At 37.7% G+C, this 25,912-nt stretch carries 42 protein-coding genes and 1 tRNA gene; 42 read left to right on the top strand and 1 reads right to left on the bottom strand.

The annotated features are described in order from the left end of the window. The first annotated feature begins 5 nt into the window (after positions 1-5). The 41 genes from BkAM31D_RS24540 (at position 6) to BkAM31D_RS23720 (ending at position 24,678) form a co-directional block, all read left to right on the top strand. Positions 6-134 (top strand): hypothetical protein, encoded by a 129-nt coding sequence (locus tag BkAM31D_RS24540; protein WP_257391600.1) that lies wholly within the window; start codon positions 6-8, stop codon positions 132-134. Continuing rightward, positions 124-354: a hypothetical protein gene (locus BkAM31D_RS19455; protein ID WP_085449829.1), complete on the top strand. Its 231-nt coding sequence runs from the start codon at positions 124-126 to the stop codon at positions 352-354. Before BkAM31D_RS24540 ends, BkAM31D_RS19455 begins: the two co-directional genes overlap by 11 nt. Positions 355-651: 297 nt before the next feature. Beyond that, entirely contained in the window at positions 652-1,200 is a 549-nt protein-coding gene (locus BkAM31D_RS19450) for a RuvC family protein (protein WP_066160442.1), read from the top strand. Then, the gene (locus tag BkAM31D_RS19445; protein WP_066160439.1) at positions 1,197-1,592 is read left to right on the top strand and encodes a zinc-finger domain-containing protein; all 396 of its coding nucleotides are present in this window, start codon (positions 1,197-1,199) and stop codon (positions 1,590-1,592) included. Before BkAM31D_RS19450 ends, BkAM31D_RS19445 begins: the two co-directional genes overlap by 4 nt. Then, positions 1,567-1,758 carry a hypothetical protein gene (locus BkAM31D_RS19440; protein ID WP_066160435.1) on the top strand — a complete coding sequence of 64 codons (192 nt, stop codon included), beginning with the start codon at positions 1,567-1,569 and terminating at the stop codon, positions 1,756-1,758. Before BkAM31D_RS19445 ends, BkAM31D_RS19440 begins: the two co-directional genes overlap by 26 nt. Next, positions 1,755-2,033, top strand: coding sequence for a MazG nucleotide pyrophosphohydrolase domain-containing protein (locus BkAM31D_RS19435; RefSeq protein WP_066160432.1), 279 nt, complete (start codon positions 1,755-1,757; stop codon positions 2,031-2,033). The genes BkAM31D_RS19440 and BkAM31D_RS19435 overlap by 4 nt, the downstream gene beginning before the upstream one ends. Next, on the top strand, positions 2,026-2,382 hold the full coding sequence (locus BkAM31D_RS19430) for a hypothetical protein (RefSeq protein ID WP_066160431.1): 357 nt from the start codon (positions 2,026-2,028) through the stop codon (positions 2,380-2,382). The genes BkAM31D_RS19435 and BkAM31D_RS19430 overlap by 8 nt, the downstream gene beginning before the upstream one ends. Positions 2,383-2,388: 6 nt before the next feature. Further along, positions 2,389-2,601 carry a hypothetical protein gene (locus BkAM31D_RS19425; protein ID WP_066160430.1) on the top strand — a complete coding sequence of 71 codons (213 nt, stop codon included), beginning with the start codon at positions 2,389-2,391 and terminating at the stop codon, positions 2,599-2,601. 11 nt (positions 2,602-2,612) lie between these two features. Continuing rightward, positions 2,613-2,984, top strand: a complete 372-nt coding sequence (locus tag BkAM31D_RS19420; RefSeq protein ID WP_066160427.1) for a hypothetical protein — start codon at positions 2,613-2,615, stop codon at positions 2,982-2,984. 2 nt (positions 2,985-2,986) lie between these two features. After that, positions 2,987-3,376 (top strand): organic solvent tolerance protein OstA, encoded by a 390-nt coding sequence (locus BkAM31D_RS24530; RefSeq protein WP_235820566.1) that lies wholly within the window; start codon positions 2,987-2,989, stop codon positions 3,374-3,376. Positions 3,377-3,436: 60 nt separating this feature from the next. Then, a complete protein-coding gene (locus tag BkAM31D_RS19410; RefSeq protein ID WP_066160425.1) occupies positions 3,437-3,883 on the top strand; it encodes an ArpU family phage packaging/lysis transcriptional regulator in 447 nt (148 codons plus the stop codon). Positions 3,884-3,897: 14 nt separating this feature from the next. Then, entirely contained in the window at positions 3,898-4,365 is a 468-nt protein-coding gene (gene ssb / locus BkAM31D_RS19405; RefSeq protein ID WP_066160423.1) for a single-stranded DNA-binding protein, read from the top strand. Between the two features lie 26 nt (positions 4,366-4,391). Then, the gene (locus BkAM31D_RS23740) at positions 4,392-4,568 is read left to right on the top strand and encodes a hypothetical protein (protein ID WP_157076928.1); all 177 of its coding nucleotides are present in this window, start codon (positions 4,392-4,394) and stop codon (positions 4,566-4,568) included. A 35-nt stretch (positions 4,569-4,603) separates the two neighbouring features. After that, positions 4,604-4,816 (top strand): DUF7446 family protein, encoded by a 213-nt coding sequence (locus BkAM31D_RS19400; RefSeq protein ID WP_066160420.1) that lies wholly within the window; start codon positions 4,604-4,606, stop codon positions 4,814-4,816. A 34-nt stretch (positions 4,817-4,850) separates the two neighbouring features. After that, positions 4,851-5,198 carry a hypothetical protein gene (locus BkAM31D_RS19395; protein WP_066160418.1) on the top strand — a complete coding sequence of 116 codons (348 nt, stop codon included), beginning with the start codon at positions 4,851-4,853 and terminating at the stop codon, positions 5,196-5,198. A 79-nt stretch (positions 5,199-5,277) separates the two neighbouring features. Then, positions 5,278-5,415 (top strand): hypothetical protein, encoded by a 138-nt coding sequence (locus tag BkAM31D_RS23735; RefSeq protein ID WP_157076927.1) that lies wholly within the window; start codon positions 5,278-5,280, stop codon positions 5,413-5,415. 246 nt (positions 5,416-5,661) lie between these two features. Continuing rightward, positions 5,662-5,733: transfer RNA gene (locus tag BkAM31D_RS19390), tRNA-Arg, on the top strand. 26 nt (positions 5,734-5,759) lie between these two features. Further along, a complete protein-coding gene (locus tag BkAM31D_RS24005; protein WP_169801167.1) occupies positions 5,760-5,927 on the top strand; it encodes a hypothetical protein in 168 nt (55 codons plus the stop codon). A gap of 718 nt (positions 5,928-6,645) precedes the next feature. Continuing rightward, positions 6,646-6,969: an HNH endonuclease gene (locus tag BkAM31D_RS19380; protein ID WP_066160410.1), complete on the top strand. Its 324-nt coding sequence runs from the start codon at positions 6,646-6,648 to the stop codon at positions 6,967-6,969. A 120-nt stretch (positions 6,970-7,089) separates the two neighbouring features. Next, positions 7,090-7,464 carry a hypothetical protein gene (locus BkAM31D_RS19375; protein ID WP_066160404.1) on the top strand — a complete coding sequence of 125 codons (375 nt, stop codon included), beginning with the start codon at positions 7,090-7,092 and terminating at the stop codon, positions 7,462-7,464. Then, positions 7,461-9,158, top strand: a complete 1,698-nt coding sequence (locus tag BkAM31D_RS19370; RefSeq protein ID WP_066160400.1) for a terminase large subunit — start codon at positions 7,461-7,463, stop codon at positions 9,156-9,158. Before BkAM31D_RS19375 ends, BkAM31D_RS19370 begins: the two co-directional genes overlap by 4 nt. A gap of 21 nt (positions 9,159-9,179) precedes the next feature. After that, positions 9,180-10,376, top strand: coding sequence for a phage portal protein (locus BkAM31D_RS19365; protein ID WP_066160397.1), 1,197 nt, complete (start codon positions 9,180-9,182; stop codon positions 10,374-10,376). Next, entirely contained in the window at positions 10,354-10,938 is a 585-nt protein-coding gene (locus tag BkAM31D_RS19360; RefSeq protein ID WP_066160517.1) for an HK97 family phage prohead protease, read from the top strand. The genes BkAM31D_RS19365 and BkAM31D_RS19360 overlap by 23 nt, the downstream gene beginning before the upstream one ends. 48 nt (positions 10,939-10,986) lie before the next feature. Next, positions 10,987-12,177, top strand: a complete 1,191-nt coding sequence (locus BkAM31D_RS19355) for a phage major capsid protein (RefSeq protein WP_066160514.1) — start codon at positions 10,987-10,989, stop codon at positions 12,175-12,177. A 12-nt stretch (positions 12,178-12,189) separates the two neighbouring features. Then, positions 12,190-12,534: a hypothetical protein gene (locus tag BkAM31D_RS19350; RefSeq protein ID WP_066160394.1), complete on the top strand. Its 345-nt coding sequence runs from the start codon at positions 12,190-12,192 to the stop codon at positions 12,532-12,534. Positions 12,535-12,536: 2 nt separating this feature from the next. Beyond that, a complete protein-coding gene (locus BkAM31D_RS19345; RefSeq protein ID WP_066160389.1) occupies positions 12,537-12,818 on the top strand; it encodes a phage head-tail connector protein in 282 nt (93 codons plus the stop codon). Beyond that, positions 12,799-13,116: a phage head closure protein gene (locus BkAM31D_RS19340; RefSeq protein WP_066160387.1), complete on the top strand. Its 318-nt coding sequence runs from the start codon at positions 12,799-12,801 to the stop codon at positions 13,114-13,116. Before BkAM31D_RS19345 ends, BkAM31D_RS19340 begins: the two co-directional genes overlap by 20 nt. Further along, complete coding sequence (locus BkAM31D_RS19335) at positions 13,106-13,507, top strand: hypothetical protein (protein WP_066160384.1); 402 nt, start codon at positions 13,106-13,108, stop codon at positions 13,505-13,507. The genes BkAM31D_RS19340 and BkAM31D_RS19335 overlap by 11 nt, the downstream gene beginning before the upstream one ends. Then, positions 13,504-13,842, top strand: a complete 339-nt coding sequence (locus tag BkAM31D_RS19330; RefSeq protein WP_066160381.1) for a hypothetical protein — start codon at positions 13,504-13,506, stop codon at positions 13,840-13,842. The genes BkAM31D_RS19335 and BkAM31D_RS19330 overlap by 4 nt, the downstream gene beginning before the upstream one ends. 2 nt (positions 13,843-13,844) lie before the next feature. Then, positions 13,845-14,420, top strand: a complete 576-nt coding sequence (locus BkAM31D_RS19325) for a major tail protein (RefSeq protein WP_066160379.1) — start codon at positions 13,845-13,847, stop codon at positions 14,418-14,420. Between the two features lie 3 nt (positions 14,421-14,423). Further along, positions 14,424-14,756: a phage tail assembly chaperone G gene (gene gpG / locus BkAM31D_RS19320; RefSeq protein WP_066160375.1), complete on the top strand. Its 333-nt coding sequence runs from the start codon at positions 14,424-14,426 to the stop codon at positions 14,754-14,756. Between the two features lie 194 nt (positions 14,757-14,950). Beyond that, positions 14,951-18,250: a phage tail tape measure protein gene (locus BkAM31D_RS19310; RefSeq protein ID WP_066160371.1), complete on the top strand. Its 3,300-nt coding sequence runs from the start codon at positions 14,951-14,953 to the stop codon at positions 18,248-18,250. Beyond that, positions 18,243-19,688: a distal tail protein Dit gene (locus tag BkAM31D_RS19305; protein ID WP_066160368.1), complete on the top strand. Its 1,446-nt coding sequence runs from the start codon at positions 18,243-18,245 to the stop codon at positions 19,686-19,688. The genes BkAM31D_RS19310 and BkAM31D_RS19305 overlap by 8 nt, the downstream gene beginning before the upstream one ends. Then, positions 19,685-20,146 carry a hypothetical protein gene (locus BkAM31D_RS19300; protein WP_066160366.1) on the top strand — a complete coding sequence of 154 codons (462 nt, stop codon included), beginning with the start codon at positions 19,685-19,687 and terminating at the stop codon, positions 20,144-20,146. Before BkAM31D_RS19305 ends, BkAM31D_RS19300 begins: the two co-directional genes overlap by 4 nt. A 28-nt stretch (positions 20,147-20,174) precedes the next feature. Further along, positions 20,175-21,680 (top strand): hypothetical protein, encoded by a 1,506-nt coding sequence (locus tag BkAM31D_RS19295; RefSeq protein ID WP_085449828.1) that lies wholly within the window; start codon positions 20,175-20,177, stop codon positions 21,678-21,680. Positions 21,681-22,003: 323 nt separating this feature from the next. Next, positions 22,004-23,086 carry an RNA-directed DNA polymerase gene (locus tag BkAM31D_RS19290; RefSeq protein ID WP_066161142.1) on the top strand — a complete coding sequence of 361 codons (1,083 nt, stop codon included), beginning with the start codon at positions 22,004-22,006 and terminating at the stop codon, positions 23,084-23,086. After that, a complete protein-coding gene (locus BkAM31D_RS19285) occupies positions 23,028-23,261 on the top strand; it encodes a hypothetical protein (protein WP_157076939.1) in 234 nt (77 codons plus the stop codon). The genes BkAM31D_RS19290 and BkAM31D_RS19285 overlap by 59 nt, the downstream gene beginning before the upstream one ends. Next, the gene (locus tag BkAM31D_RS23730) at positions 23,236-23,379 is read left to right on the top strand and encodes a hypothetical protein (protein WP_157076938.1); all 144 of its coding nucleotides are present in this window, start codon (positions 23,236-23,238) and stop codon (positions 23,377-23,379) included. Before BkAM31D_RS19285 ends, BkAM31D_RS23730 begins: the two co-directional genes overlap by 26 nt. Before the next feature lie 75 nt (positions 23,380-23,454). After that, positions 23,455-23,607, top strand: a complete 153-nt coding sequence (locus BkAM31D_RS23725) for a hypothetical protein (RefSeq protein ID WP_157108292.1) — start codon at positions 23,455-23,457, stop codon at positions 23,605-23,607. Between the two features lie 83 nt (positions 23,608-23,690). Next, complete coding sequence (locus BkAM31D_RS19280; RefSeq protein WP_066161155.1) at positions 23,691-24,536, top strand: GAF domain-containing protein; 846 nt, start codon at positions 23,691-23,693, stop codon at positions 24,534-24,536. Then, positions 24,511-24,678, top strand: a complete 168-nt coding sequence (locus BkAM31D_RS23720; protein ID WP_157076940.1) for a hypothetical protein — start codon at positions 24,511-24,513, stop codon at positions 24,676-24,678. Before BkAM31D_RS19280 ends, BkAM31D_RS23720 begins: the two co-directional genes overlap by 26 nt. A gap of 19 nt (positions 24,679-24,697) precedes the next feature. On the opposite strand, the gene BkAM31D_RS19275 is transcribed toward BkAM31D_RS23720, so the two are convergent. Continuing rightward, on the bottom strand, positions 24,698-24,910 hold the full coding sequence (locus BkAM31D_RS19275) for a helix-turn-helix domain-containing protein (protein WP_066161153.1): 213 nt from the start codon (positions 24,908-24,910) through the stop codon (positions 24,698-24,700). A 121-nt stretch (positions 24,911-25,031) separates the two neighbouring features. Here BkAM31D_RS19275 and BkAM31D_RS19270 point away from each other — a divergent pair, with 121 nt between their 5' ends. Then, complete coding sequence (locus BkAM31D_RS19270; RefSeq protein WP_085449827.1) at positions 25,032-25,874, top strand: tyrosine-type recombinase/integrase; 843 nt, start codon at positions 25,032-25,034, stop codon at positions 25,872-25,874. Positions 25,875-25,912 lie beyond the last annotated feature (38 nt).

The raw sequence follows: 25,912 nt of genomic DNA, 5'->3' as shown, positions 1-25,912 counted from the left end.
GAAATATGGATTACTCAAAAGCTACCAATCTACAACTATATGAAATTACGAAAGATGAAACAGTGAAGTTATCAATTCGCTATGAAGCTGCACGAGAACTTCAAAAGAGGAAGGGTGAAAGGGATGAAAAATGATTATGAAATTCGTGATGATGTAACCGTGATTTTTGTGAAATGCAAAAAACGGATACTTGAAACGTTTATTGATACAAAGGACCTTGATAAAGCTCGTTCTTTTTCTAATACATGGTATGCGCATTTTAATCAAAAGACAAATTCATTCTATATCAGAGGGATAAAGTTGTCGAAGGAACAAAGAGACGTTTTTATTTACATCGTTGGCTTTGGGATTTAACAAGCAACTTGACTGTTGATCACTTTAATAACAATACACTTGATAATAGAAGGTCTGTCAATCTAAGAATCCTTACCAATGCACAAAATCAACAAAATAAAAAAGGGCAAGGAAGGACTCTGTTACAGGTATTCGTGGAGTCGAATTTAAAAAAGATAGGATGAAATTTCAAGCGAGGTTGGCGGTGAATAAAAAAAGGATTAACCTTGGATATTTTGATGATATGAAAGAGGCAGAAATCGCTGTTAAGAATGCTAGGAAGAAATATATGCCTTTTTCAAAAGAAGGAATTTTGTCATGACTCGTTATGTTGGTATAGATCCCTCAACCAAAACAGGATTTTGCGCACTTGATGAGAATGGTGAAGTAGCCACGGCAAAAGAGCTTACTGGTATAGGTAACAAAGATCCTAAGCGTATCACTACCCTTGTTAAAGAGGTAGCCTCTCATGTTAAAAAAGGCGATAAGATCGCTATCGAAGGATTTAGCTATAACTCTCAAGGTAGAGGTGTCGGGTTTCAATTCGGTGTAGGTTATGCCTTTCGAATCGCTCTTTATAGCCGAGGCCATTCGTACAGAGAAATCACACCTGGGCAATTAAAGAAATTCGCAACTGGAAAAGGAAATTGCGCTAAAGAACACATGATTCAACCTATTTTAGATAACTGGGGCTTCAGTCATCGTAGTGACAATGTGTTAGATGCATTTGTTCTTGCGAAAATTATGTATTCGATTGAAAACAGGGAATCATTAACCTTCACATTAACTGACTATCAACAAGAAGTTATTGATACGATACTTAATCCTCCTGAGAAAAAGAAACCAAGAAAGAAGGTGGCGAAATGAACGCTCTTCATAAAGAAAGGATGTTTAGAACTGAAATAACTTGGAAGATTGCTGAAATTGAAGACAAGCAATGTAAACCGTGTGAGCATAGCGGAAAATCAGATCATATTGGTCCTTATTGCAAAAATTGTCCTGTTGGTCAGAAACTTCAAAGTCTAGGAAAGCTGTTAACTCAAAAGACTCAGGAGTTAAGGGAGAAAAGGAACACAAAACCCAAAGATCCCGAATTAACGAAGGAACTATATTTGCAATATAAAAAGTCTAAGCTTACCGATCAAGAAGTTGCGGATAAATATAAAATCACGATTCATTCTATCAAACACAAGAAACGAAAGTGGGGATTAATTAAGACTTGGAGGCCGTCTCGTGAAAATAAACAATCTCAGTCCTGATTATATGAAGGGTTTGAATGATGGTATTCAACACGTAATGAAAACAGCTTGCGCAGACTTTGCTAGGCGCTTTGAAGACCTTCAAAAAACGAAGGGCATAGGACCGGCAACTATTAAAAAGGTGGCAGAAGCTATGAATCTGCCATTGGAGGAGGAAAAGAAATGAACTTAGGCAAAGCCGCGTTAACCGCTCATGTTCTACATGATGTGAACGAAGAACGTATAAGACAAAATGAAAAATGGGGGCTTCAACGTCACCAGCATGGTGTGTGGCTGTCGATCTTAGTTGAAGAAGTTGGTGAGGTTGCAGAGGCCATTCAAAAAGGCATGGTAAGCGAAAAGGAAACAGATGCTCATGATCTTTACAACGAATTAATTCAAGTGGCTGCTGTTGCTGTTGCTATTGCTGAGCAAGTAAAGGAGGAAGAGATCAATGTTTAACTTTATCTTATTTGCGATCTTATGGGTAGCTTTATCAGTTTTAATCATGCGCTTTGATCAGAAAATGAAAAAGACAGGTGAAGTGTTAGAAAAAACGAAAGAAGCGACTGAACAAATGCATGATGTCATGACTCAAGCCGGTGTGGTGGTTGCTGCAGGAAACAAACTAAACAAGCAAAGAGAATTACAGATGCATATCCACAATGAAATTCACGATGCTCATCTTTCTGCATTAGAAGAAGAGCGTAAAACGTGGACAGCCGAACGTAAAAACTATGAAGCTGCTATCACAAAGCAGACGAAAGAGCGTAAAAAGAAGATTCGTGGTAAGAGACGGAGAGGGAGATGAAACTTTATGAGAGTAATTAACGGAACAAAACAAGAGATTGGTAGTCAATTAGATGCTCTGAGGCAAGCTATTCCATTGCAATTAGAATTGTACTCTGAAATTGCCAAGCTACACAAAGCTTATTATAACGAACTAGTTAAAGCTGGTTTTTCTAAAGAGGAAGCCTTGCATATTGTTACCGTTCAAGGTGTGGGCGGTAACGGTCAACCAAGTAATTAAGGAGGTCTATCATGGAACCGGATGTTACAGGATTTAAAAAAGGTCTTGCTGGCATCATGAAGAAACATCAATTGTCTTGTTTAGAAGGCATACGCGGTGCATTTATTGGTTATTGGGGAAACAAAGAGACTCAATTTGCTCTCTATTGCAAGTTAAGTCCTTCTACTCTTCCAGAACCTTTCACAGACATCTTTGAACAACCTAAATATGATATGCACGATATTGTAAGTGACATAAAAGACCTGTTCGATTATTACAACGTTAGGATGCTAGGCAATCAATACTTAGAAACGTTCTTCATCGGTCCTGATGATAACAATCAATTTTTAATGGAACATGTGGAGCTAGAATTCTTTGAAACTAAAATTAAAGGGGATAATTAAAAATGACAGTTAAAGAACTTAATATGAAGAAGCAATCGTATGCAGGAACTCAGGTACAAGCGGAAAAATTCGTTGAAGAAGCAAAGAAAGACATGCACTTAGTATCTTGGAAAATTAGCGAAAAATATAACAAGTATGGCCAATATTTCTTGATTGATCTGGCTTACAGTTACAATACGCCAAAAGAAATAATGGAAGCTCAACCGGAGAAAACAGAAGATCCGCATGAAGGTATTGAATACGCTGTGGATCTAGGCGGAAATGTCGAAGTGAAAAAGGCAGTTGAAGAGGTAGCGGCAACAGTAGAGGATGCTCCAGAAGAAGAGTGGGATGAAGAAGAATCGGAAAAAGTTGATTCTGACGACTTAGAGGATGATGAGCTTCCATTTTAAGAATGTTTCCCCGGCTTATGTCGGGGTTTCCTCTATCAAACTGGAGCGAGGTGAATGTAATTGATTTTTGAACTACCGGAGCTGGACCAAAAGAAAACAAAAGAGAAAGTATTGGATATGTTGGAGAAATACCGTATTTATAAGTATTTAACATTTGAGGAACGTGAAGCGAGTATCACAGCTGGTTACAATGAACGGTTTCACGGTCCCACGAATGAAACGAGCGATCAAACAGCTCAAATTGCATTGCATAACGTCGAGGAACAAGAAAAGAGAAAGGCCTTTTGTGACAAAGTAGAACGAGCTGTTAAGCGACTTCCGCCATTAGAACGGTTCTTGATTGAAGAGAGATATATGAGCGATAACTCTGATTACATCACGGATCATAACATCTACGCATTCAAGTTTCAGCCTCCCATCAGTGCAAATACTTATACAAGAATTCGATGGAAAGCTTTCTACAAGCTTGCTCTAAATTTGAATATTGCAGTTACAAAAGATAGCTAAAGGGGACATTAAACATGTTAAATCGAGTTGTTTTAGTTGGAAGACTTACAAAAGATCCAGAACTTAGGTACACGCCAAATGGAGTGGCCGTTGCCAATTTTACATTAGCTGTTAATCGAATGTTTTCAAATGAAAGTGGTGAACGTGATGCAGACTTTATTAATTGTGTTATATGGCGTAAACAGGCTGAGAATGTAGCAAACTATTTAAAGAAAGGTAGTTTAGCTGGTGTAGATGGACGTATTCAAACAAGGAGCTATGACAACAGTGAGGGTAAACGAGTGTTTATCACGGAGGTTGTGGCAGAATCAGTGCAGTTTTTAGAGCCTAGAGGGACTTCTAGCGGTCAAAACGTTAACAGATATACAAATACACCAGCGGGATATCAAAACGCTAATACAGGGCAACAGGGAGCTTATAACGATCCTTTCGCTAACGATGGAAAGCCAATTGACATTAGTGATAATGATTTGCCGTTTTAGAGGATAGATGAAAGGGGTGGTTGATAATGCTTGAAATGAAGAATGATTTATTTCAAATGAGTATCGAGGATTTATTAATAAAATTAGTTGATCTTCAAGCGCAGCTAAATATCTCTAAAAGAAATTTCGAGTTTGAATATGCTGACATGTTATTAGATGACATTAGGTTAGTCAATAAAGAGTTGAAAAGGCGCGGTGTATAGTCGAAGGAAACTGTTCAGTAAAGGAGAGTTAGACTATGAGTAAATTAAGATTAGCTAAATCGGCTATCTCGGATAGTGTTTATGTAGGTAAATTGAAAAGCGTAAACGGAATGTCAGTATGGTCTGGAGATAAAACAGATGTAACTAATGATTTTATTGGAGCTGTAATTTCTCGGTGGAATGGCTATGAAGAAACAATTGTAGCAGGGGATAAGACTTACGTCGTTAGTGTAAAGGAAGTTGAATAAGAGGGAAAATGTTCACTAAGAAAGGGATGGTGGAATGACAAATAAAGAACGTATTCAAAAAGCTAAAGACGAATTAATAGAATGGATTTCCATGCATGATGGAATAGTTCCAAGTGAGGATTTACCCGAGTATGAAAAAGAAATAGAAGAACGTCAATGGTTCATTAAGCAAGCTGAAAAGGTTGAAGAATTAGAAGAAACAGTTAGAATTTATAAGCTTTCAGATGAGTTAGTAAAAGAACAATCTAACAAAGTTAAACATTTGTTTCCGTTAGAGAATACAGTTGGATATGGTCAGTTATGTGACAAGGTTTTGGAGTTATCTGAGGAAAAATCTTTCTTTGTTAAGGCATTTGCAGAAAAAATAATGGAAGAGGAGTAATGAACAGTACGATTCTTTGGACTGATAATGGTCTGATTTTGGACTGATAAATCGAAGGAAACTGTGAAGGAGTGAAATTATGACAAGTAAAGAAGCGATTGAAGTTATTAAATCAAACTATCCGCCTGAAAACTACACAATGCTTAGAGAGGCATTAGATTTGGCGATTAAATTATTAGAGGAAGATAGAAAGAAAGAGGAATGGTACAGTAAGTAGCTTGCTGAATAGTACGTTCAAACAGTAAATTTTATGAAAAAACATGTGTATTATTTTCAACAAAATTTAACAACGGAAGGTGAACCATTAGGTTTATAACGTGTTAAATTTATATTATCGGAAATTGATTATGAGGTGAGAGACCTTAGTCGTTTCTGAAATAAAAACATGGTCTTGAATTCGAGCTAAGATCCATGCACTTATTGTCTGAAGACGTTCCTTTTTCCGGGGAACGTCTTTTATTATGCCTCTATCGTCTAACGGATAAGACAAGGGTCTTCTATACCTTTAATGTGGGTTCGATTCCTACTAGGGGCTTTTATTAATCATAAGGCGGTGAAACTATGAAGCTATCCGATCATCTTGAGGATGAAAAGAAACGGAAATCGAATCATACTTCTAAACCTAAGAAACGCAAAAAAAAGAAGCCTGAACTTGATTATAAAGAATTAATGGGACAGTACAAAACGACCTATAAAAGAGGTAAAGGAGGGGCAATAAAACAAAAGTAACAAAGGAGTAAAATACAGGATAAATACATCAAAAACCTATTGACCAATGCTGACCTTTAAAAAATAAGCTATTTCAGTTCCTTGTTTTTAGCTAGTAATTCAATGAATAATCCTGTTTTCTCGTATATCCTCTTTAATACTACCAAACATCGATTCTGTAATTTTCACAAATGATTTTAATAGGTAAATCTCTCAAATACTCTTGAATGCTTTAACTTACTATCCAATGTTTAAAGTAGAATTTCACAATGTTTCTAATTAGTTTCTGTTTACATTAATGGAGTTTTTGCTTTCATTAACTTGGTTTCTGTTTACATTAACTACTCTTGAACTGTAGTTTTTACTTACAATAACTACACAAAAGAAATTAAAAGAAAAGAAATAATAGATATATGTCGTTTTCACTCCATGATAATTAACAAATTGTATTTAGGTTAAAGAAAGGATGAATCATATATGCAAGGGCAAACAGTAAGGTGTGATAAATGTAGACGTGGCACCAAGATAGACCTTGAAGAAAGAAAGTACGGTCAAGGTAAAAGGGAGTCATACTTTAAATGTGAGCACTGTAGTCATAAATATACTACACATGTTACGGATAGCAGGGTACGAAAGTGGCAGCAGGAGCTAAGGAAGACTAAAGATCATATCCAGAAGCTTCGGCTACAGCTAAAGATTGGAGAGAGAATGCAAATACTAAAGAATGAGTTGTTAAAAGATGGTGGCTAAAAAAAGAATCGGGTATTACTCAAATAAAAGAATTGGCGATAAAATTTACCACACTTCAACATGGAGGAAGTTAAGACGGTCTTACTACGGTAAGAAACATGGACTATGTGAACAGTGTGGGAAGCCAGGAGACATCGTTGACCATATTGAGGAGATAACAGAAGAGAATGTAAATGATCCATTTGTTACATTCAACGAAGAGAATCTTCAGTTGTTATGTTTGTCGTGTCATAACACAAAAACTTTTAAGAAACATTTTGCTACTCGTGATGATGTGATGTTTGATGAGTTTGGTCAGTTGATAAAGAAATGAAAAAACAAATAAGAAAGAGCTCGTAGCCCCCTATAAAGATTGAGGTGGGGCTGTTTCTAGTAAGCGAGCGCATACAAGCAAAAGATACACAGGTCATTTTCACATAAGGGGGGTTGATCGATGAGTCGTCAATTAGGAAAAGCAAAACAGGATGAATTGATTACTATAGAAATTGAGAGATTGAATGAAATATTTAAGGATTTATCTGAAGATAAAAAGAAAGTTGCGTTGAGATTGATTGAGAGGGTGGCATTTATGACAATTACACTCCAGTTACTAGAAGATCAAATTAAAACCCAAGGACCTGTGTATAATTTTAAAAACGGTAAGCAACAGATGGTAGTAGAACATCCTGCGCAAAAGTCTTACAATTCGATGATTCAACGATATGCGACTGCTTATGATAAGTTGTTTAATTTATTGCCGAAAGACGATCCAAGAAATATTAATAATGAGGATGATGATGGATTTGAATCTTTCGTGAATGATCGATGAGTAAAAAGAGAGTGGTCTATCCTTTAGACTTCAACCCGATAATCAAATATTACAATCAGATTGAAAACAGAGAAGTGGTTGTTGGATGGAAGGTTCGACGGGTTTACAAAAAACTAGTTGCTGATATTTTTGATGAATCCTCTGAGTATGAATACAGCGCAAAACGTGCTAATCATGCAATGGAATTTATAGAGAATTATTGCAAACATTCAAAAGGAAAATGGGCCGGAAAACCAATTGTTCTAGAACTGTGGCAAAAGGCTTATGTAGCGGCAGTCTTTGGCTTTGTTCATAAAATTGACCAAACAAGAAAATATCGTGAGGTCCTTTTAGTGGTTGGTCGTAAGAATGGTAAGTCCACGCTATCATCTGGAATTTGTTTATACCTAATGGTCGCAGACGGAGAAGGTGGGGCTGAAATATACGCTGTTGCAACAAAAGAAAAACAAGCTAAAATTGTGTGGCTTGAAGCGAAGCGAATGGTCAAAAAATCACCTGTTCTACTAAAAAGAATTAAGCCGTTGGTAAAAGAGCTTACAGCAGATTTTAATGACAGTATTTTTACTCCGTTAGGTAGTGATAGCGATACATTAGATGGTTTAAACGTCCATGGAGGCTCTCTAGACGAGATTCACGCTTGGAAGGATATTGGACTATATGATGTTATTGTGGATGGAACATCAGCCCGAGAGCAGCCATTAATCAATATGATTACTACGGCAGGAACAGTGAGAGAAGCTCTTTATGATTTGAAGTATGATGAGGCTGAGATGATCCTTAATGGTTTTGATGATCCTAACGGATATAAGGATGATCGTTTTTTACCTATCATTTATGAAATTGACAAACGTACAGAGTGGACAAATCCTAAAATGTGGGCTAAGGCCAATCCGGGATTAGGAACTATTAAGAAAATAGATAATCTTGAAACCAAAGTGAATAAAGCGAAAAAGAATTCTTTGCTGGTAAAGAACTTACTTACAAAGGACTTTAATGTTCGCGAGACTTCAAGTGAATCGTGGTTAACGTTTGAACAGCTTGATAATAAAGAGATATTTAATATTGCTCTTTTAAAACCAAATTACGGTATTGGCGGGGCTGATTTATCTAGCACAACGGATTTAACAGCAGCAAATGTATTATTTATGTTGCCGGATAATCCAAATATTTATGTGAAGCACATGTATTGGCTTCCTGAGGATCTATTAGAGAAGCGAGTGGCGGAAGATAAAATTCCTTACGACATTTGGAAAGAGCAAGGTTTTTTGAGGACCACACCAGGTAATAAAGTTCATTATAAGTTTGTAACTGAATGGTTTCTAGAAATGCGTGATGAATATGATCTGTATTTACCGTGGATTGGTTATGATAGTTGGTCGGCAACATATTGGGTGGAAGAAATGAAAGGGTATTTTGGTAACGAAGCGATGGTTCCAGTTATTCAAGGAAAGAAAACCTTATCTGGTCCTATGAAATCAATGGGAGCTGATTTAGAGGCTAATCGAATTATTTATGAAAACAATCCAATAACTAAATGGTGTCTATCTAATACTGCGGTTGATATTGACAAGAACGGAAATATCCAACCGGCAAAAGGTAAGATACAGAGAAAAAGGATTGATGGAACAGCTTGTATGCTCAATTCTTATGTTGTGCTTCAGGAAAAAAATACAGATTACATGAACATGATTTAAAGTCGAGAGGAGGTGTTACAAATGGGGCTATTTCAAAAAATATTCGGGAAAAACCAACCTTCAAATACCTATACAACAAAATTCGAGATGATTAGTGATGTTGGTGATGGGTTTTATTCTTGGGACGGAAATTTGTATAGAAGTGATATTGTTAGAGCCTGTATTAGACCAAAAGCTCAAGCGATTGGGAAGTTAGTTGCTAAGCATATCAGGGATAATCCAGGGGACTTTAAAGTGAATCCAGATGCAAATATACGCTTCTTACTGGAAGAACCGAATCCTTTAATGACTGGTCAAATGTTTCAAGAAAAAATGACAGTTCAATTAGCGCTCAACCATAATGCTTTTGCCTATATAAAAAAAGATGAGTTAGGTAATGCTTATGAAATTTACCCTATACCCTGTACAAAAGTTAATGTCGTACAAGGAAAGAATGGGGATGTGTTTTTGAAATTCTTCTTTAGAAGTGGTAAACATATGACTGTACCTTATTCAGACGTAATACACCTAAGGAAAGATTTTAATGATAATGATTTTTTTGGTGATCATCCAGCTCCTGTCTTATCTGACCTCATGGAAGTAGTTGGCACAATTGATCAAGGCTTAGTTAAAGCGATTAAAAACAGCTCAATTATTAAATGGATTTTGAAGTTTAAGTCAGTATTAAAACAAGACGATATGGATACGCAAGTTAAGAATTTTATTAATAATTATTTGAGTATTGATAATGTCAGTGGTGGTGCAGCTGCTTCCGATCCTCGTTATGATCTAGAACAGGTAAAACCAGAAAGCTATGTTCCTAACGCAGATCAAATGGATAAGACTACACAAAGAATATATGGCTTTTTTAATACTAATGAAAAGATCATTCAAAGTAAATTTACTGAAGATGAGTGGAATGCTTATTACGAAAGTGAAATTGAACCTTTAGCTATGCAACTTTCAGGTGAGTTCACTAGGAAAATCTTTTCAAGAAGAGAAAGAGGATTTGGAAACAAAATCATCTTTGAGGCTAGCAACCTTATTTATGCATCTATGAAAACAAAATTAGGACTTTCAGGGTTAGTCGATAGAGGAATTATGTCTAGAAATGAAGTACGGACAAGAGCATTTAATTTACCTCCGGTTGAAGGTGGAGATGAGCTAGTTATGAGATTAGATATGGCACCAGTTAAAGGAGGTGAGAATGATGACGATGAACAAGATGGAACAGCGTGAACTGACAACAAACGAAATTGAACTTCGTGAAGATGAGGAAGGCAACCGAACATTAACTGGTTATGCTGTAAAGTGGGAAAAGAAGTCACATGTGTTAGGTTTCTTTCGTAAGTTTCGAGAACAATTTAAAAAAGGGGCATTCGCTGATTCTCTGTCAAAAGATGATCAGCGTTTTTTATGGTCTCATGACACATCTAAAGTTTTGGGAAGAACAAAAAACAACACATTGCGCCTTAGTGAGGATGAAATTGGATTAAGATTCGAGTTGGATTTGCCGGACACAACGTTAGGCGATGACACTTATAAATCCATTAAGCGAGGCGATGTGGATGGTGTGAGCTTCGGGTTTAAAATGGAGAATCAAGATATCCAAGAGCCTGATGATGATCTCATGTTAAGAACGGTGACGAAAGCTAGACTGTTTGAGGTTAGTGCTGTTGCCTTTCCCGCTTACCCAGATTCAGAGGTAAGTGCCCGTGGTTATGATCCAATGAAAGAATATGCCAAAGAGGTAGAGAAACTTAACTTAAGAAAGAAGTTATTATTAAAAACTTATTTATAGGAGTGGTCACATATGAAAACAGTTATTCAAAAGAAATTCCCATTAAAGATGAAACTTCAATACTTTGGTAAGAAAAGCAGGTTGCAAGAAATTATCGATCGCAAAGCTGAAATTCGTAGTTTATTAGAAGGAGATCAAGAGGTTGATCTAGGTGAACTTGAAACAGAATTACGTGAATTAGCAGATGAACAAGAGAAAATTGAAAAACGTAACCGTCTCTTAGAAGAGGCTCGTTCGATCAATGAGGGGAACGAAACTGAAACTCGTACTGTCGAGACTTTTAACAGCGAACCAGAAGTAAGAGAAAGCAATGAATTAGTAGAGTCAGAAAAGCGTGGGCAAGAGTTAAAGGAGAATCGTGCTGTAACAGTTGGATCTGGTGATGTGTTACTGCCAAATCATCAGGCTTCGGATATCCGACCTAATTTTAACGAAGTTTCTTCTTTGTTAGATCGAGTATCCCATAAGACTTTAAAGGGTGGAGAGAGTTACTCTCAACCTTACGTAAAGGGGTACGGAGAAGGAGATTATACCGAAGAAGGAGGCAATTACGCTGAAGCAGAAACTCAATTTGGGTATGCAGATATCACTAAGGCAAAAATCACATCTTATGCTGAAGATACAGAAGAACTACAAAAGCTACCTGCGGCCGATTATGATGGAGAAGTTATGAAGGGAATCACAATCGCATCTAGAAAAAAGATGACTCGTGAGATCTTAATTGGGAATGGATCTACCAACCGTTTAACTGGTATCTTCTCTTCTGCTGCTACTGCAATTGATTCAGAAACCGATTTGGAAATTTCCTCTATCAATGAAGGGACTCTTGATGACATCATTTATAGCTTTGGTGGAGATGAGGATGTAGAGGATACAGCTGTTTTAATTCTAAATAAGAAAGATCTTAAGACCTTCGCTAAATTAAGAAGTGCGGATGGCAAACGAATTTACAATGTGAAATCAAATGGTAATACTGGAACAATTGATGGTGTACCATTTATTATCAACAGCGCTTGTAAAGCTGTTTCGGACTCTAAAACTGTCGGCGGAGATTACAGCATGGCATATGGACCATTATCAAACTATCAGCTAACAATCTTCTCTGATATGGAAGTGAAACGTTCGACAGACTTCAAATTTAGACAGGGTATGATAGCACATAAAGGTGTTGTTTTTGCTGGTGGTAACGTTATATCCAAGAATGGCTTTCTTCGCGTGAAAAAAGCAGAGGAAGTTTAAGGAGGACCGTAGATGAATAAATTAATCAAATACCCTGTAACTAAGGCATTTCGTGATAAATTAACAAAAGAACATTATGCAGTTGGCTCCTTTTATCAGTGTGACGATCCAGATCGAATTGTCATGCTGCAACAGAGGGGCTTTTTAAGTTCAGAAATTGATCCTTCTGTTTTCGAGAATGAAGATGACCATCTATCACTTTTAAATGGAACAGTTGATGAGGTAAAACAAGCTACAACGGAATTAGATATTGATGGATTTCGGGAATTATTAGAGGCAGAAAAAACGGGAAAAAAACGTAAAAGTGTTATTGAATTTTTCGAACTTAAGATTGCTGAAACTGAAAGCGGTGAGTAGTAGTGCTTGAATCTGTGAAGCTAGCATTACGAATAACGAATAAGGCATATGATTCAGAGGTAGTAGATTTGATTGCGGGCGCCCGTACGGATTTAATCCAAGCGGGCGTTTCATCTGTTAAAGCAAATTCTGATGATCCTCTTATTAACAGAGCTATCACAACTTATTGTAAAGCCAACTTTGGTATGAACAATCCAGATGCTGAACGTTTTATGCAATCTTATGAAATGTTAAAACAACATTTAAGTCTTGCGGGTGATTATAATGGCAACTCCTTGGAGTGACGTTGTTTATTTAATCAGTTTGGTTGAAGGGCAAGATAATGAAGGTTTTCCGTCAATTGTGGAAAGTGAACCGAAGCAAGTGTTTGCTAATAAAAAAAGTGTTCGATCACAGGAATATTATATGGCAAAACAAGCAGGTGTTGAATTATCTCTAATGTTCGAGGTTCGTTCGATAGATTATAACGGTGAAGAACAGTTGATTTATAACGAATTAAGTCATGATGTAGAGCGGACTTACGAAAAGGGAGAATTTATAGAAGTCGTTTGTAAAAGAAGAAGTGATGATCATGGAAATTGATTTTCAGGGTTTAGAAGAGTTAATTGCTGAAGTTGAGAACCTAGAGCGTGCATCACAACGAATTAAGAACCGTGCGCTTATAAGAGGCGGAGACCTTTTGAAAGAAAGGATAGAAGCCGAAGTTTATTCACACGGACTTTCTAGAAGATCTGGTACAGCACAGGAATCGATTGTAAGAACCAACCCTAAGAATGACGAATTGTTTGTTGGTACACAAGGCGGTGTTCAAGCTCCTGGATTTTACTTATACATGCATGAATTTGGTTACTTCAACGTGCGTGCTGGTCGTTTCATTGGTCCACGTCCACTCGTTTCAATTGTTTATCAAAACAGCATTAACGATATTTTAGAAGCTCAAGCAGATGAACTACGAAAGGGGCTTGGATTATGAGTATGAACGCTCTAATCATCAGTACACTTCAACCTACTGGTGTCCCTGTTTCCTTTGCTAATTACAACAATACAGCTGATGCTTACATCGTATTTGTGGAATACAACCAAGCTGCTTGGCTTACTGCAGATGATAAGGAGATGTCATCAAAACATTTTTATCAGGTCGATGTATTTTCTTCCTCTAATTACTTAGAACTTGTAAAAGAAGTTAAACGTCTGATGAAAGAGGCAGGTTTTGGCCGAATGTTTGAGTCTGAAACATATGACGAGGACATGAAGAAATTCAGAAAAATATTGAGATTTAGTTATATAACTAAAATTGAGGAGGAATAAAAATGGCTTTAAAAGGGCTTAAGAATTTACATTATGCAAAAATTTTAAGTGAAGACAAGGATAAGACGGAGTACGGTCCAGTTAAACAGCTGGGTCCTGCGATTGCTTTTAATATTCAACCGTCTATAAACCGTGGGAATTTACGTGCAGAAGACCAGGTGCTTTTCTCTGATGTTCAGAAAGGTCCAATGGCAGTCACATTAAATACTGCATATTTAGAAAAAGAAGTGGAAGCTGATATTTTAGGAAAAACCATTCATGAAAATGGATTAATGTCTGATAATGCAAATGATGCAGCCCCGTATATTGCAATTGGTGGACAAGCGGAATCTGCTCGGGGAGGATCAGAATTCTTTTGGCTTTACCGAGTCAAGTTTGCTCCTGCAGAAGAAAACAAAGAAACAAAACAGGATACACCAACGTATCAAACACCTAGTCATTCAGGAGAAGCAATCCCGCGTATTCACGATGGCGAAGAAAAGCTAAAAGCTTGGGATCAAGACGAATCGATTGACTCAGATGTTTTTAAAAATTGGTTTAATGAAGTGGTTGATAAAAACTGGGTTCCAGAGGTGTAATCTATGAAAATCGAACTCTATATTGAAGGTGAGAAAAAATTATTTACAGTTCCTTTTGTACCTATTGCAGCTAAAAGAAGGTTTCTAGAGCTTGAGGTAAAAGCCGAAGAACGAGGAGATAAAAAGCTAACGGCACAGGAACAGCTAGATGAAGATGATGAATTCACATCAATTCTTGTGGATATAGTCTTCAAAAACCAATTCACATTGGAACAAGTTTATGAAGGTGCAAGTAAGGAGTACATGGATAGTAAATTGATAGAAGCTATTTGGGGCATAAAGCCTACAGACGAAAGAAAACCAGAGGATAGCGAGGGAAACAACCAAGGGGAGTGACGGCGAAAGAAGCCTTCGCTTCCCTTATTTCTTTATATAAAAAAATGATGTTCCCGGAAAACGGACAGGTAGGGTGGACGATGTCTCAGATCGATGAGATGGACGTCCACTTTTTTGATTCTCTATTTGCAGAAGAGCAAATTCCGCAAGAAAAAGAGGTTTATCTCAGTGATGTTTGGTAAGGAGGTGAGGTGATGAGCTCAAAAGATGTCGGTACTTTACGTACACGTCTTTCGTGGGAAGATGAAGGTTCGGCGAGAGGTTTAAAAGGGTTTAAAGATGACCTTAAAGGATTGAGATCGGAAATGAATGCCGCTCGTTCTGGTGGACGGGAATATACACAATCATTACGTGGGATGCGTGAGCAATCTGATATATTAACAAGGCGATTAGATGTTCAACGTAGACAAGTACAAGAGTTGCGTAGACGGTATGAAGAATCAAGACGGGTTAAAGGTGAAAACGCCCAGCAAACACGAAATCTTGCTAATCAATATAATCATGCTGTTGCTGCTATGAATAGAACAGAGAATCAACTTAAGGGTGTTACTGCAGCCATTAAAGCGCAAGAAGACCCTTGGAGGCGCTTGAGTAAAAGTGCAGAAGAAGCTGGACGAAACATGCAAACGATCGGTCAGAGTATTTCTAGTTTTGGCCGGTCATACACGATGCGTGTGACAACTCCTATTTTAGGAGCAGCTGCCGCTGCATTAAAAGTGGGAATGGACTTTGAAGAAGGGATGAGCAAGGTTCAGGCTCTTACTCAAGCATCTGAGTCTGAAATGAAGAGTCTTTCTGACCAAGCAAAAGAATTAGGATCAACGACTCGTTTCAGTGCTTCTCAAGCAGCGGATGCAATGGGTTTTTTAGGTATGGCTGGTTGGGAAACAAGTGAAATTATGGCTGGCATGCCAGGGCTTTTAAGTTTGGCCGCTGCAGGAGCAATGGACCTTGGCCGTGCTGCTGATATTACTTCAAATATTATGAGTTCCTTTGGTATTCAAGCGCAAAATGCGGGACATGTTTCAGATGTTCTAGCAGCAGCGGCTTCTAATGCAAATACCAGCGTTGAACAGATGGGACACGCAATGACATATATTGCCCCTGTCGCAAACACGTTAGGATGGACACTCGAAGAATCGGCAGCGGCAGTTATGTCCATGAGTGACGCTGGTCTTCAAGGCGAAAAAGCAGGTGCCGCCTTTGCTACTTCTTTACAGAGATTGGCCAAACCTTCAAAAGAAGCTAGTGCCGTAATGAAGGATCTAAAATTAAGCTTTTTTGAAGCAAATGGCGAGATCAAACCTTTGCCAAACATCATTGAAGAGTTAGAAAAGAAGACAAGTCATTTAAACAATGAGCAAAAAGCGGCTGCGCTTACTACAATTTTTGGAGCTGAAGCTTATAAGAATTGGGCGGTTATGCTTGAGGCAGGATCGAAAACCATTGGTGGCAATACTGAGATGTTAATCGAGTCAGAAGGCGCCGCTAAGAAAATGGCTGATACTATGTCAGCTAACGCTAAGGGAGCAATAACAGAATTTAGGTCTGCCTTAGAGGGAGCTGGCATTGCATTTTCAGAGCATATGATTCCGGCAGTAACTGAATTTATTCAAAAAGGAACTGAACTAATTCGTAAATTTGGCGAATTAGATGATGAGACTCAAAAACAAATTATTAAATGGGGATTGTTAGTTGCGGCTGTTGGACCCGCCGCACTTGTTTTAGGAAATATCACTACTACAGTCGGTGGAGCAGTAAGAGTTGTAGGTATGTTATCAGGCGCAATTGCTGGTGCTGGAGGCTTAACAGCGGCAACAATGGGACTGATCAATCCAGTAACCTTAGGGATTGCGGCTGTTGGCGGTCTCGGCTACGGTATTTATCAACTCTATAAACACTCGCAAAAAGCTGAAGAGGTTAATCTTAATTTAGCAAATTCACTAATGGAAGAAGAAGCCGCACTAAGATCTAATATTGATCGGTACGAAGAGCTTAAAGGAAAGCTAAAACTATCCAATTCGGAGCTAGAAGAGTTCGTTGACCTGCAAAGTCGAATAAAAAGAGAAACGGATCCAACAAAGATCGCGATTCTAAGAGATCGGCAGGCAGAACTTGCGAAAAAGAGCGGTGCAACTAACGAGGAATTGGAAGAGCTGTTAGGATTAAATAATAGGTTAGTAGAAGAGTTGCCTGATTCAACCGTAAAAATCACGGAGCAAGGAAACGTACTCTTAGACAGTACAGGAGCTTTAAAGGATTATAACAACGAGCAACGCGAGCGGATCCGACTGGAGTTAAGATCTCAATTAGCATTAGCTGAAGCAAACCATCTAGAGAATTTACGCGAACAGGAAAGGTTAGCGGCAGAAATAAATGGTCACCGTGAAAAAGTCGAGGAGCTCGAAGGCAATATCGAGTTGAAAACGCGTGAAATAAAAAACACAAAAGCGGAAATTGCGAAAGCCGAAAAAGAAAACAACGAACATAATCGTCTGTTTTATGAGAATAATTTAGCTCTACAAGAAAGGGATTTACAGCTATTAAAAGATCAACTAGTCGAAGAATGGAACAGGTTAATTGCCAAGAGAGACCAATTAGATGCAACTGAAGCCGAACTTGATAAAATAGAAGAAATCAAAGGGAAGTTGGTCGAGGTTGAGCTTGCGCAAGTTGGAATAAACGGCGAAAAAGATGAAGGAATTAAGAAACTTGACGAGGCTATCAAGAAAGAAGAGAAAGCCATTGGTAAGCTTCGAGAGTCTCAAAATGAACAAGCTGGACTTAATCAAGAAGTTCAAAATGAAATAAACGAACGCGAAAAAGTTTTAGCAGAGTTGAAAAATGCAAAAGGCGCAATCGATAATGTTACCGGATCTCAAAAATTGACGACGGCAGAGATTTTCAAATCTTATATGGAAGCTAAGAAATTAGATGAGTCTTTAAGTCTGAATGATTATCTTAAGAAGGTAAATGTTACTGATGATGGGACACTTGCGAAATTAGAGGAACGTATCAGTCGGCCTGTATATAAGAGGGTTAGTGTTACTGAAAGTATTATACAGAAGTATAACTTACAACCGCGTGCCTACGCTGTAGGGACTCCGATCGGAGGACACCCCGGAGGACCATTTATAGCTGGTGAAGAGGGATTTGAATTAGGTCGAATGGGTAACCGTTGGGAATTGCTTAATTTAGGTATGTATGATCGCCCTCGTGGATATGAAGTTTTCACTCATGATGAAAGTAAGAAGATTATTAGTGCTTTAAACCATATGCCAGCCTATGCAACTGGGGCGAGAAGTCCGGGTGAAGCAGATCGTGTCATAAAGAGCCTCAATGATCAACAGGCGAATTCTAATGATATGGAACCCATTGTTCTTCAATTAAACATTACTAACACGATGGATGGTCGAGTTGTAGGTCAAGTAGTAGAAGAGCATGTTACTAATATACAGGATAGGAAAAAGAGAGTGAGGGAGAGGTTTGCTTAAGTCTTTAACGTTTAACAACATTAAGAAACCATGGTTATATCTACTGCAAGGGCGGAGTAAACCTCCTTTCGCTCCTGTTAGGCGTAATATAGTTACAGTACCAGGAATGCCAGGAGCTCATTTGCAGTCTTCTCAAACAGATGTAATGGTTATCAATCAACCAGTAGGGTTTGTAGAGCCTAATGATGAATATGCATTGCAGTATAAAGATGAAATAGCTAGTTGGTTGTTTACAAATGAGCCAGTTCCTCTTGAATTTGATGATGAGCCTGGAAGAACTTATTATGCATTGGTCCAAAATACGATTGAGGATTTTGATAAATTTGTTAAACAACGCCAAGGTACCATTCAATTCCTATGTTTGGATCCCTTTAGTTATGGTCCAGAATATCAAGCAGAGTTTCCTGAAGATGCAGCAACATTGAGTAATTTTGGTACAGCTGATGCAGATCCAATTTTTGAATTAGAGGTGTTGAAGCCTGTCACTTTTGCGATGGTTCAAAATCAAGCAAATGAATACCAAATGATTGGTCGCCCATCGGAAGTGGATGAAGAAGTGGTTGATACCAAAAAAAGTATACTCGAGGAATCAGGGGACACCTTAGGATCTTGGAATACTTCTCCGGTGCAAGTTGACCAGTTTGGAATAGTGGCCGGACAAATGACCTTTGATGGAAGTGGGATCATTGCTTCTAATTATGGATCAGGAATTACTTACACTGGACCTGCGGTTATAAAAGAAGTCAGTCCGGCACAAGATTTTGAACTAGTAGCTAATATTGATACCCGAACAGATCTTAGAGCAGAAACACTAAGAATTGAGATTTATATGTTTGATGAATCTATGAAATTACTTAGTAAGATTGGTATTCTTGACAGCAATTCTAATCAACATAGGCGAATCGGCTTGGGACGTGTTGGTGAGTATGACGGTTTCGGGGTTCGTTATCCCATCTATAGTGGGAATTATCGGCACGATGACTTTGGTAAATCTTCTTTGTTTAATATGAGAGTTAAGCGAGTCGGGAAAGTATATGAATTCTATATTGCTCAAGTAGTCAATGGTAAGCACCAGGATACGTTATTAAATTCATATCATGACTTTAATGAGGAATATCTAGGTCGTTTGAAATATGTGCAGCTGTACATTAGTAGACATGGGAGTCATCCTTCTCCTTATCTAGCTAGGATAAATAACATTCGAGTTTTTGAGTTGAGTCAAGTGACTACAGATCAAACTCCTTATATAGCCTACACCGGAGATATTATAACGTTTGATCATAAAGAAGCGGAGCTCCTAATTAACGGAGAAGATAGGAAAGACCTAAAGGATTTTGGCGGTAATTATTTCAAGCTTAGAGCAGGGTTTAATCAACTTGTGATCCATCCAGAAGATAGTTTTAAAACATCGGTTAAATATAGGGAGAGGTTTAGATGACGAGATTATTACGCGAGTCGAATCCTATCCCCGGAGAGATTCCAGGGTTCTTACCGCAGCATGAAGATGCTAGTGGAAGCTTTGTTGTGACCGGGGAAAGAAACCCATTGCCTATTTCAAATTATTTACTAACTAATTCAGGTATCTATGTTCCGGCAAGAGGAACGAATGAAGGAGCTCAAAAATCACAGTCAATTGGAGCTAACACTTTCAATGTAAGAACACTGTCAGTAAATACATCTCCAATTGAGATTACAGGCTCTTTGAGTGATAAGAGAAAAATGTTAGTGAGAGTAGTTGATGGAATTGTTTATATAGGTCCACAAAATACAGTAACAGTCAACAACGGTTTCCCTATACTTGCTGGGGAAACCGTTGTTTTTGAAATAAGCAGTAATTTAAGGGTATTTGGTATCGCGGCTACACATCAAATAATTAAAATAATGGAAATGGATTGAACGAAAAATAGTTAAGGAGGAATAAATAATGGCAGATGAAAGATTAACATATTCAATCGATGCAAAGGTGATTGACCCAGAAACTAATAAGCCTATGCCAAAAGTTGCTGTTCAACTATTGGGGAGTAATCTTGAGTTTTATCCCGAAACACAAAATGTAGAAGTGAACAAAATTGAAGAAATCTTATCCAACCAAAAAGAGATTATAAATGTCATGAACTCTGATAAATTAATTTTCGGCATTTATTGGAATAAAGAATCTAGTCCGCAAATGACACGGACTGATGCAGCAGAAGGTCTTGTTGCAAATGTTGGTGTAGATGGAGAATTAGTGCGTAATGACTTTGATCGTATGCCGATATTCGGAGAAATGCACGAAGCGGAAGATGAATACGGAAACAGATTTACACGCATTCCGAAATTTTACATCCAAAAAACAGGCGGGAAGAATCATTTAATCAAGAGAGTTTCAAAAACAAGATATCCAGGCTTTTATTTACCTTGGTTATTTTGGGATTTTGAGAAAAATGAAGAACTAGAATATTACGACCACGGGAAATACAAGGGAAGCTTGAGTGCCGACGGGAAACTAGAATCTAAATTCGGTACAATTCCTACGGTGTTTAGAAATATAGTGCAGTTCAGAAATGACGCTAGAAACAACAATGATGCAAACGCTGGATTAACAGGTTATCAACAATTGGATATTCACGCACAAGACGTATTAGAAACTCTGATCCACATTGAATTTGCGACGTTGAATTCTCAGTCTGTTATGCAAGGGTTAGTGTCAGGTGCATATAGTGACAGTCATACTATTACCTTAACAGAGCAAGGGGTTAATCGGGCAGTTGTGTCAAATGCTACTGCCGGTCAGTTTGTTGTAGGACAATCCATAAGCATTGGAAGTTCAAGAGGAAACACTAGCGTCGTCCACGGACGCACAGTAACAGATATAAACGTTGTCGATGAAAGCAATCAAGAAATTGTTTTTGATGGTGATCCAATAGATGTAACGGAAGGGAATGTTATTTGGTCTAGTGGATGGAGAAATGGGTTTAGTGCGGATATTGCAGCATCAAGTGGTAGTATCGGTGATAATACAAGCGGAAGGTATCCGTGTATGTATCGTGGTATCGAGTCGCCGTGGGGGGATTTATGGCAATTTGTAGATGGGGTTAATATCAATGACCATCAAGCTTGGGTGTCTAAAGATGCAAACAACTATGCTAGTAATGTATTTGCCCACCCGTATGAAAAGCTAAATTACGTAAACGCCACTTCAAACGGTTGGGTTATAGGAATGGGTCTTGACAATAAACACCCATTTGCGAATTTCCCGACAATATTAGGAGGAAGTTCTACAACTTATTACTCCGACCATTATTGGCAAGCGACAGGGCAAAGAATTGCCCTCGTCGGCGGGTACCTGTATAATGGTTCGATTGCTGGTCTTTCGTATTGGGACTTGTACTTTTCTTCTGGGGCTTCGGCTTGGTCTCTCGTCGGGCGGCTTCTTAAAAAGCGCTCTTAGAGAGGGCCTGGGAGAAACCTCTCCCAGGAAAGTAAATGCTTTTTAAAAATCATTTAAGATAGATTAGGGTTATAGGGTGCGCGCTTGCCCTCGTCGGCAGGAACCTGAATAATGGTTCGAATGCAGGTCTTTCGTATTGGAACTTGAACAATTCTTCTGGGGATTCGAATTGGAATCACGTCGGGCAGACTCTTATTAGAATAAAAAAATTGTGGAATTATTGCACTCTATAATCCTTACCCCTTGGTAAAAATTCGCCGTAAAGAGCAGGGTTTAGTAGCAAGTCGAAAGACCTTGAGGCTAATAAGAAAGGAAATACATCGTTGAAAAGACAGGGATACATTTATGAAAAGATATACGATATTAACAACATAAAACACGCTATTATGAAAGCTTCTCTTGGCAAACGTAATCAAAAGCGTGTCAGTACCATTTTAAATAATATGGATTATTACGCTTATCAAATACAAAAGATGCTTGTTAATAAAACATACACACCATCTAAACCACAAATAAAAACAATAAAAGATACATCCAGTAACAAGATAAGAACTATCTATAAGCCTAACTTTTACCCTGACCAAATCATTCATTGGGCATTGATGCTACAAATAGAACCCATTCTTTCGAAAGGGATGTATGAATATAGTTGTGGTAGTGTTCCGAAGCGAGGTACTAGCCAAGGACAAAGGATTGTGAAAAGATGGTTAGATTCTGATTTTAAGAACACAAAATATTGTTTGAAAATGGATGTAAAGAAATTTTACCCGTCTATAAACGGTGAAATCTTAAAACGAATGTTTCGCAGAAAAATCAAAGACAATGATTGCTTATGGTTAATAGACATTATTATTGACGGTAATAAGGGGCAACCAATAGGGTTCTACACTAGTCAGTGGTTTGCGAACTTCTTTTTAGAGGGATTAGATCACATGATAAAAGAGAAACTTGGCGTAAAGTATTACGTTCGATATGTGGATGACTTGGTGTTGTTAGGCTCCAATAAGCGAAAATTGCACAGAGCAAGAAAAGAAATCGAATCTTATCTTAATGATATTGATTTAACATTGAAGGACAACTGGCAAGTTTTTCGAACAAGCAAACGAGATATAGACTTTCTGGGTGTAAGGTTATCTCGAAACAAAGTCACGTTACGCAAAAGAAACGCTTTACGAATAAGGAGAAGAGTCAGAAAGGTTAAACGCAAAGGATTTTTAAACGAGAAAGACGCATCCGCTATCATCAGTTATTGGGGATGGATTAAACGAAGTAATAGTTATCATTTTTATCATAAGAATGTGAAACCTATCGTTTCTATGAATTTGGCAAGAAAGGTGGTGAGTACGAATGCAAAAATACGGAATGTTGGTGGACGAGAATTTATTGCTAAGCTCAAGACAACTTGAAGGATATAAACCTGTAGAATATGCAAAAATCCCTGATTTTGACCAATCTACACACTATGCGGCACAAGTGTCTCCTGTAGAGGAAGAGGTACGGATCTTTGTAGATGTAGAAATTAAAGAACTAGAAAACGTTGACGAAGGTGAAGGATTTGACGAAATGGCAGAATTTAATTGAGGTTATCCAGCAACAAGATGAACTTATTATGCAACAGAGCAAAACAATTATTGAGCTGGTTAATCAGAATGTAGAGCAGGAACAAATGATTAATGAGTTGATGGAAAAACCCAACTGACGAAGAAGCGTTAGTTGAAGAAGAAGCATCTTAAAAAGGTGCTTCTTTATGTTTAGTAAGAGGTGATGATCTAAAATGCTAAGAAGTGCCGTAAACGAAGTGAGTAGGTTTACTTTGGAGAATGGGGATACTGTTGTTACTTATGAGGATACAATTGCCGGTTGTTTCATTTCTGTAGTCTTTAATAAAGAAAATCAAACAGTAGCTATAAGCTGTTCAAAAGAATAAAATACTAGTTCTAATCACCTTTCCAGAATTTTGATATTTTGCTATGCTAGTTTAGTATAAATTGGGCGAAGGTGGTTTTTATTTTGAGCTTATTTGAATGGCTTTCAGATTCCAAAACCTACAAGAAGTTAGATGAATCATTTTCAAATCAAGTAAGTAATCTTAATCCTGATACAGTTCTTATTTTGCTCAACGCCTTTTTGTGGATAGCGATTTTTATATTTATTGTGTATTGGGGCGTTAAAATATATAAAATCGCAAAAACACCAGGTAAAGATCTAATTAAGAAATACAAAGAAAATCTGCAAAGAACTAGCGATGATTCTAAACAGAAATCGATAATTCTTACTTTGATTGATCAAGTTAATGACGAGATTAAAGACCTAGTTTCTTTAGATGATCAAAAGACTGATTTAGTTCATGAACATGGTAAAAAGGTGCTTAATTTTACAACAACCCAGGTTCCTCTTTCGTTAAAAAGCACCAAAAGTATAAATCATCGTTGTGCAGTTTTTGTTTTAGATGAAGAAGATCCTTCAAAGCTTAAAATATTTGAAGGTTGCGGATACAGTATTAAGGGTAAAGAAAAATTAAGGTTAGATAGCAAGGAAAGTATTGCAGGAAAAGCATTCACCAGCGGAGAATATCAATATGAAAAAGACCTAACAAAAAGTAAGGATTTTAAGCCGCATCCCAAAGCGACAAAGGAGTACTTTTCCTTACTCTGCTATCCTGTTGTTGTTAATGAGAAGGTTGTTGCTGTACTAAGTATTGATGGGTCTGTTAAAGATTGTTTTACAAAAGACGACATTGCATATGTCAAAATGTTTTCAAATCTGGTAGGTATTACATTGAGCGTAATGAAGTATAATGTAACTAACCAAAAAGAGAGGGGAGATATCGATGGCGAAATACAGAACACTGGATGAAGCCAGAAAAGCCTATTTAAATGGAAAATTGACCCCCGAAGAGTATGCAGCGCATTTAAAGAAAAATTTACTTGCAGATAATAATCGCCGTGAATTTGATAGGAAGTCAAAAAGAATTGAACGTAAACTTGAACTAGTTTAACGACTAAAGAGCCACAGAATTATTCTGTAGGCTCTTTTTCATGTTTGAGTAAGTCACCAGGGCTAACATCAAGATAAGTACAGAGCTTGTCTAGTAACTCCCTAGGATACCTTTCTAATTCATCGTTATATAGTTGCCTAATCGATTCTAGTCTGTGATTGATATCTCTGGAAACTTGGCGCAATGACAACTCTCTTTCATCAAGCAAGGCCTTTAAATTTGATTTAATCATAATAACACCTCCTCCCTTAATTATAAATGTCTCGTAAAAAGTGTCAATAATTTATTGACTCGTAAAAAGTGACATGTTACTATTAAGTCACGTTAAACGAGTCAAAAAGGGAGGGCTTATTATGAAACTATCAAATCTCTGGTCGGTTTATGAAATGGACAAGCGTACACAAGGGTACTCGAAGCACACGTTACAAGCCTATGCTATTCAGTTTAGATTATTAGTCGAAGCATTAGAAGATATGAACATTGAAGAAATTACAGTTTTCCACTTAAAACAATATATCGCGGCACATTCTGAAAAATTAAAGCCAAGTAGTTTGGAACATCGAATTAAATCTCTTCGCTCTTTCTTTAGATACGCTCACGAAGAAGGAATTATCGATAACAATCCTGCAGCAAGGTTGAAGTTCCCGAAACAAGGGCAGAGGGTTCCTAAGTTCTTAAAAGAAGAAACAATTGAGTTGTTAAGAATAGGCTCCCAATCTCCTCTTGAATCAACCCTTATTGAGTTTATGTATTCAGCGGGAGTGAGGATCGGCGAGGTTTATAGACTGAATCGGGATGATTTTAACTTCTCTGATCGCTCCGTTATTGTGAGAGGTAAGGGAGATAAGGAAAGGGAAGTTTATTTTTCAAAGCGTGCTGAAATATGGATTAAGCGGTATTTGAAAACAAGACAAGATGAGGATCCGGCTTTTATTATCACTGAGAGTAATCCAAAAAGAAGAATGAGCATTGCTCAAATACGCTACGTTGTAAAAAGAATTGCTAAACGTGCCGGAGTGGACGAGAACGTGTACCCACACAAATTAAGACACACTTACGCCACGCACTTAGTTAACCGCGGTGCACCTATAGAAGTTATCCAACAATTCCTAGGACACAGTAAGACCGAAACGACAATGATCTATGCACACCTAAGCGGAGAACACAGAAGAGAGGTATATAGAAAGTATTTTTAGAGTCCAGTCAGGGCTCTTTTTATTTTGCTAAGAGAAAG

It is taken from the genome of Halalkalibacter krulwichiae (assembly GCF_002109385.1).
Taxonomy (GTDB): domain Bacteria; phylum Bacillota; class Bacilli; order Bacillales; family Bacillaceae_D; genus Halalkalibacter; species Halalkalibacter krulwichiae.
The sequence above is the reverse complement of the archived record's forward strand: the minus strand, read 5'-3'. Positions and strand labels throughout refer to the sequence as shown.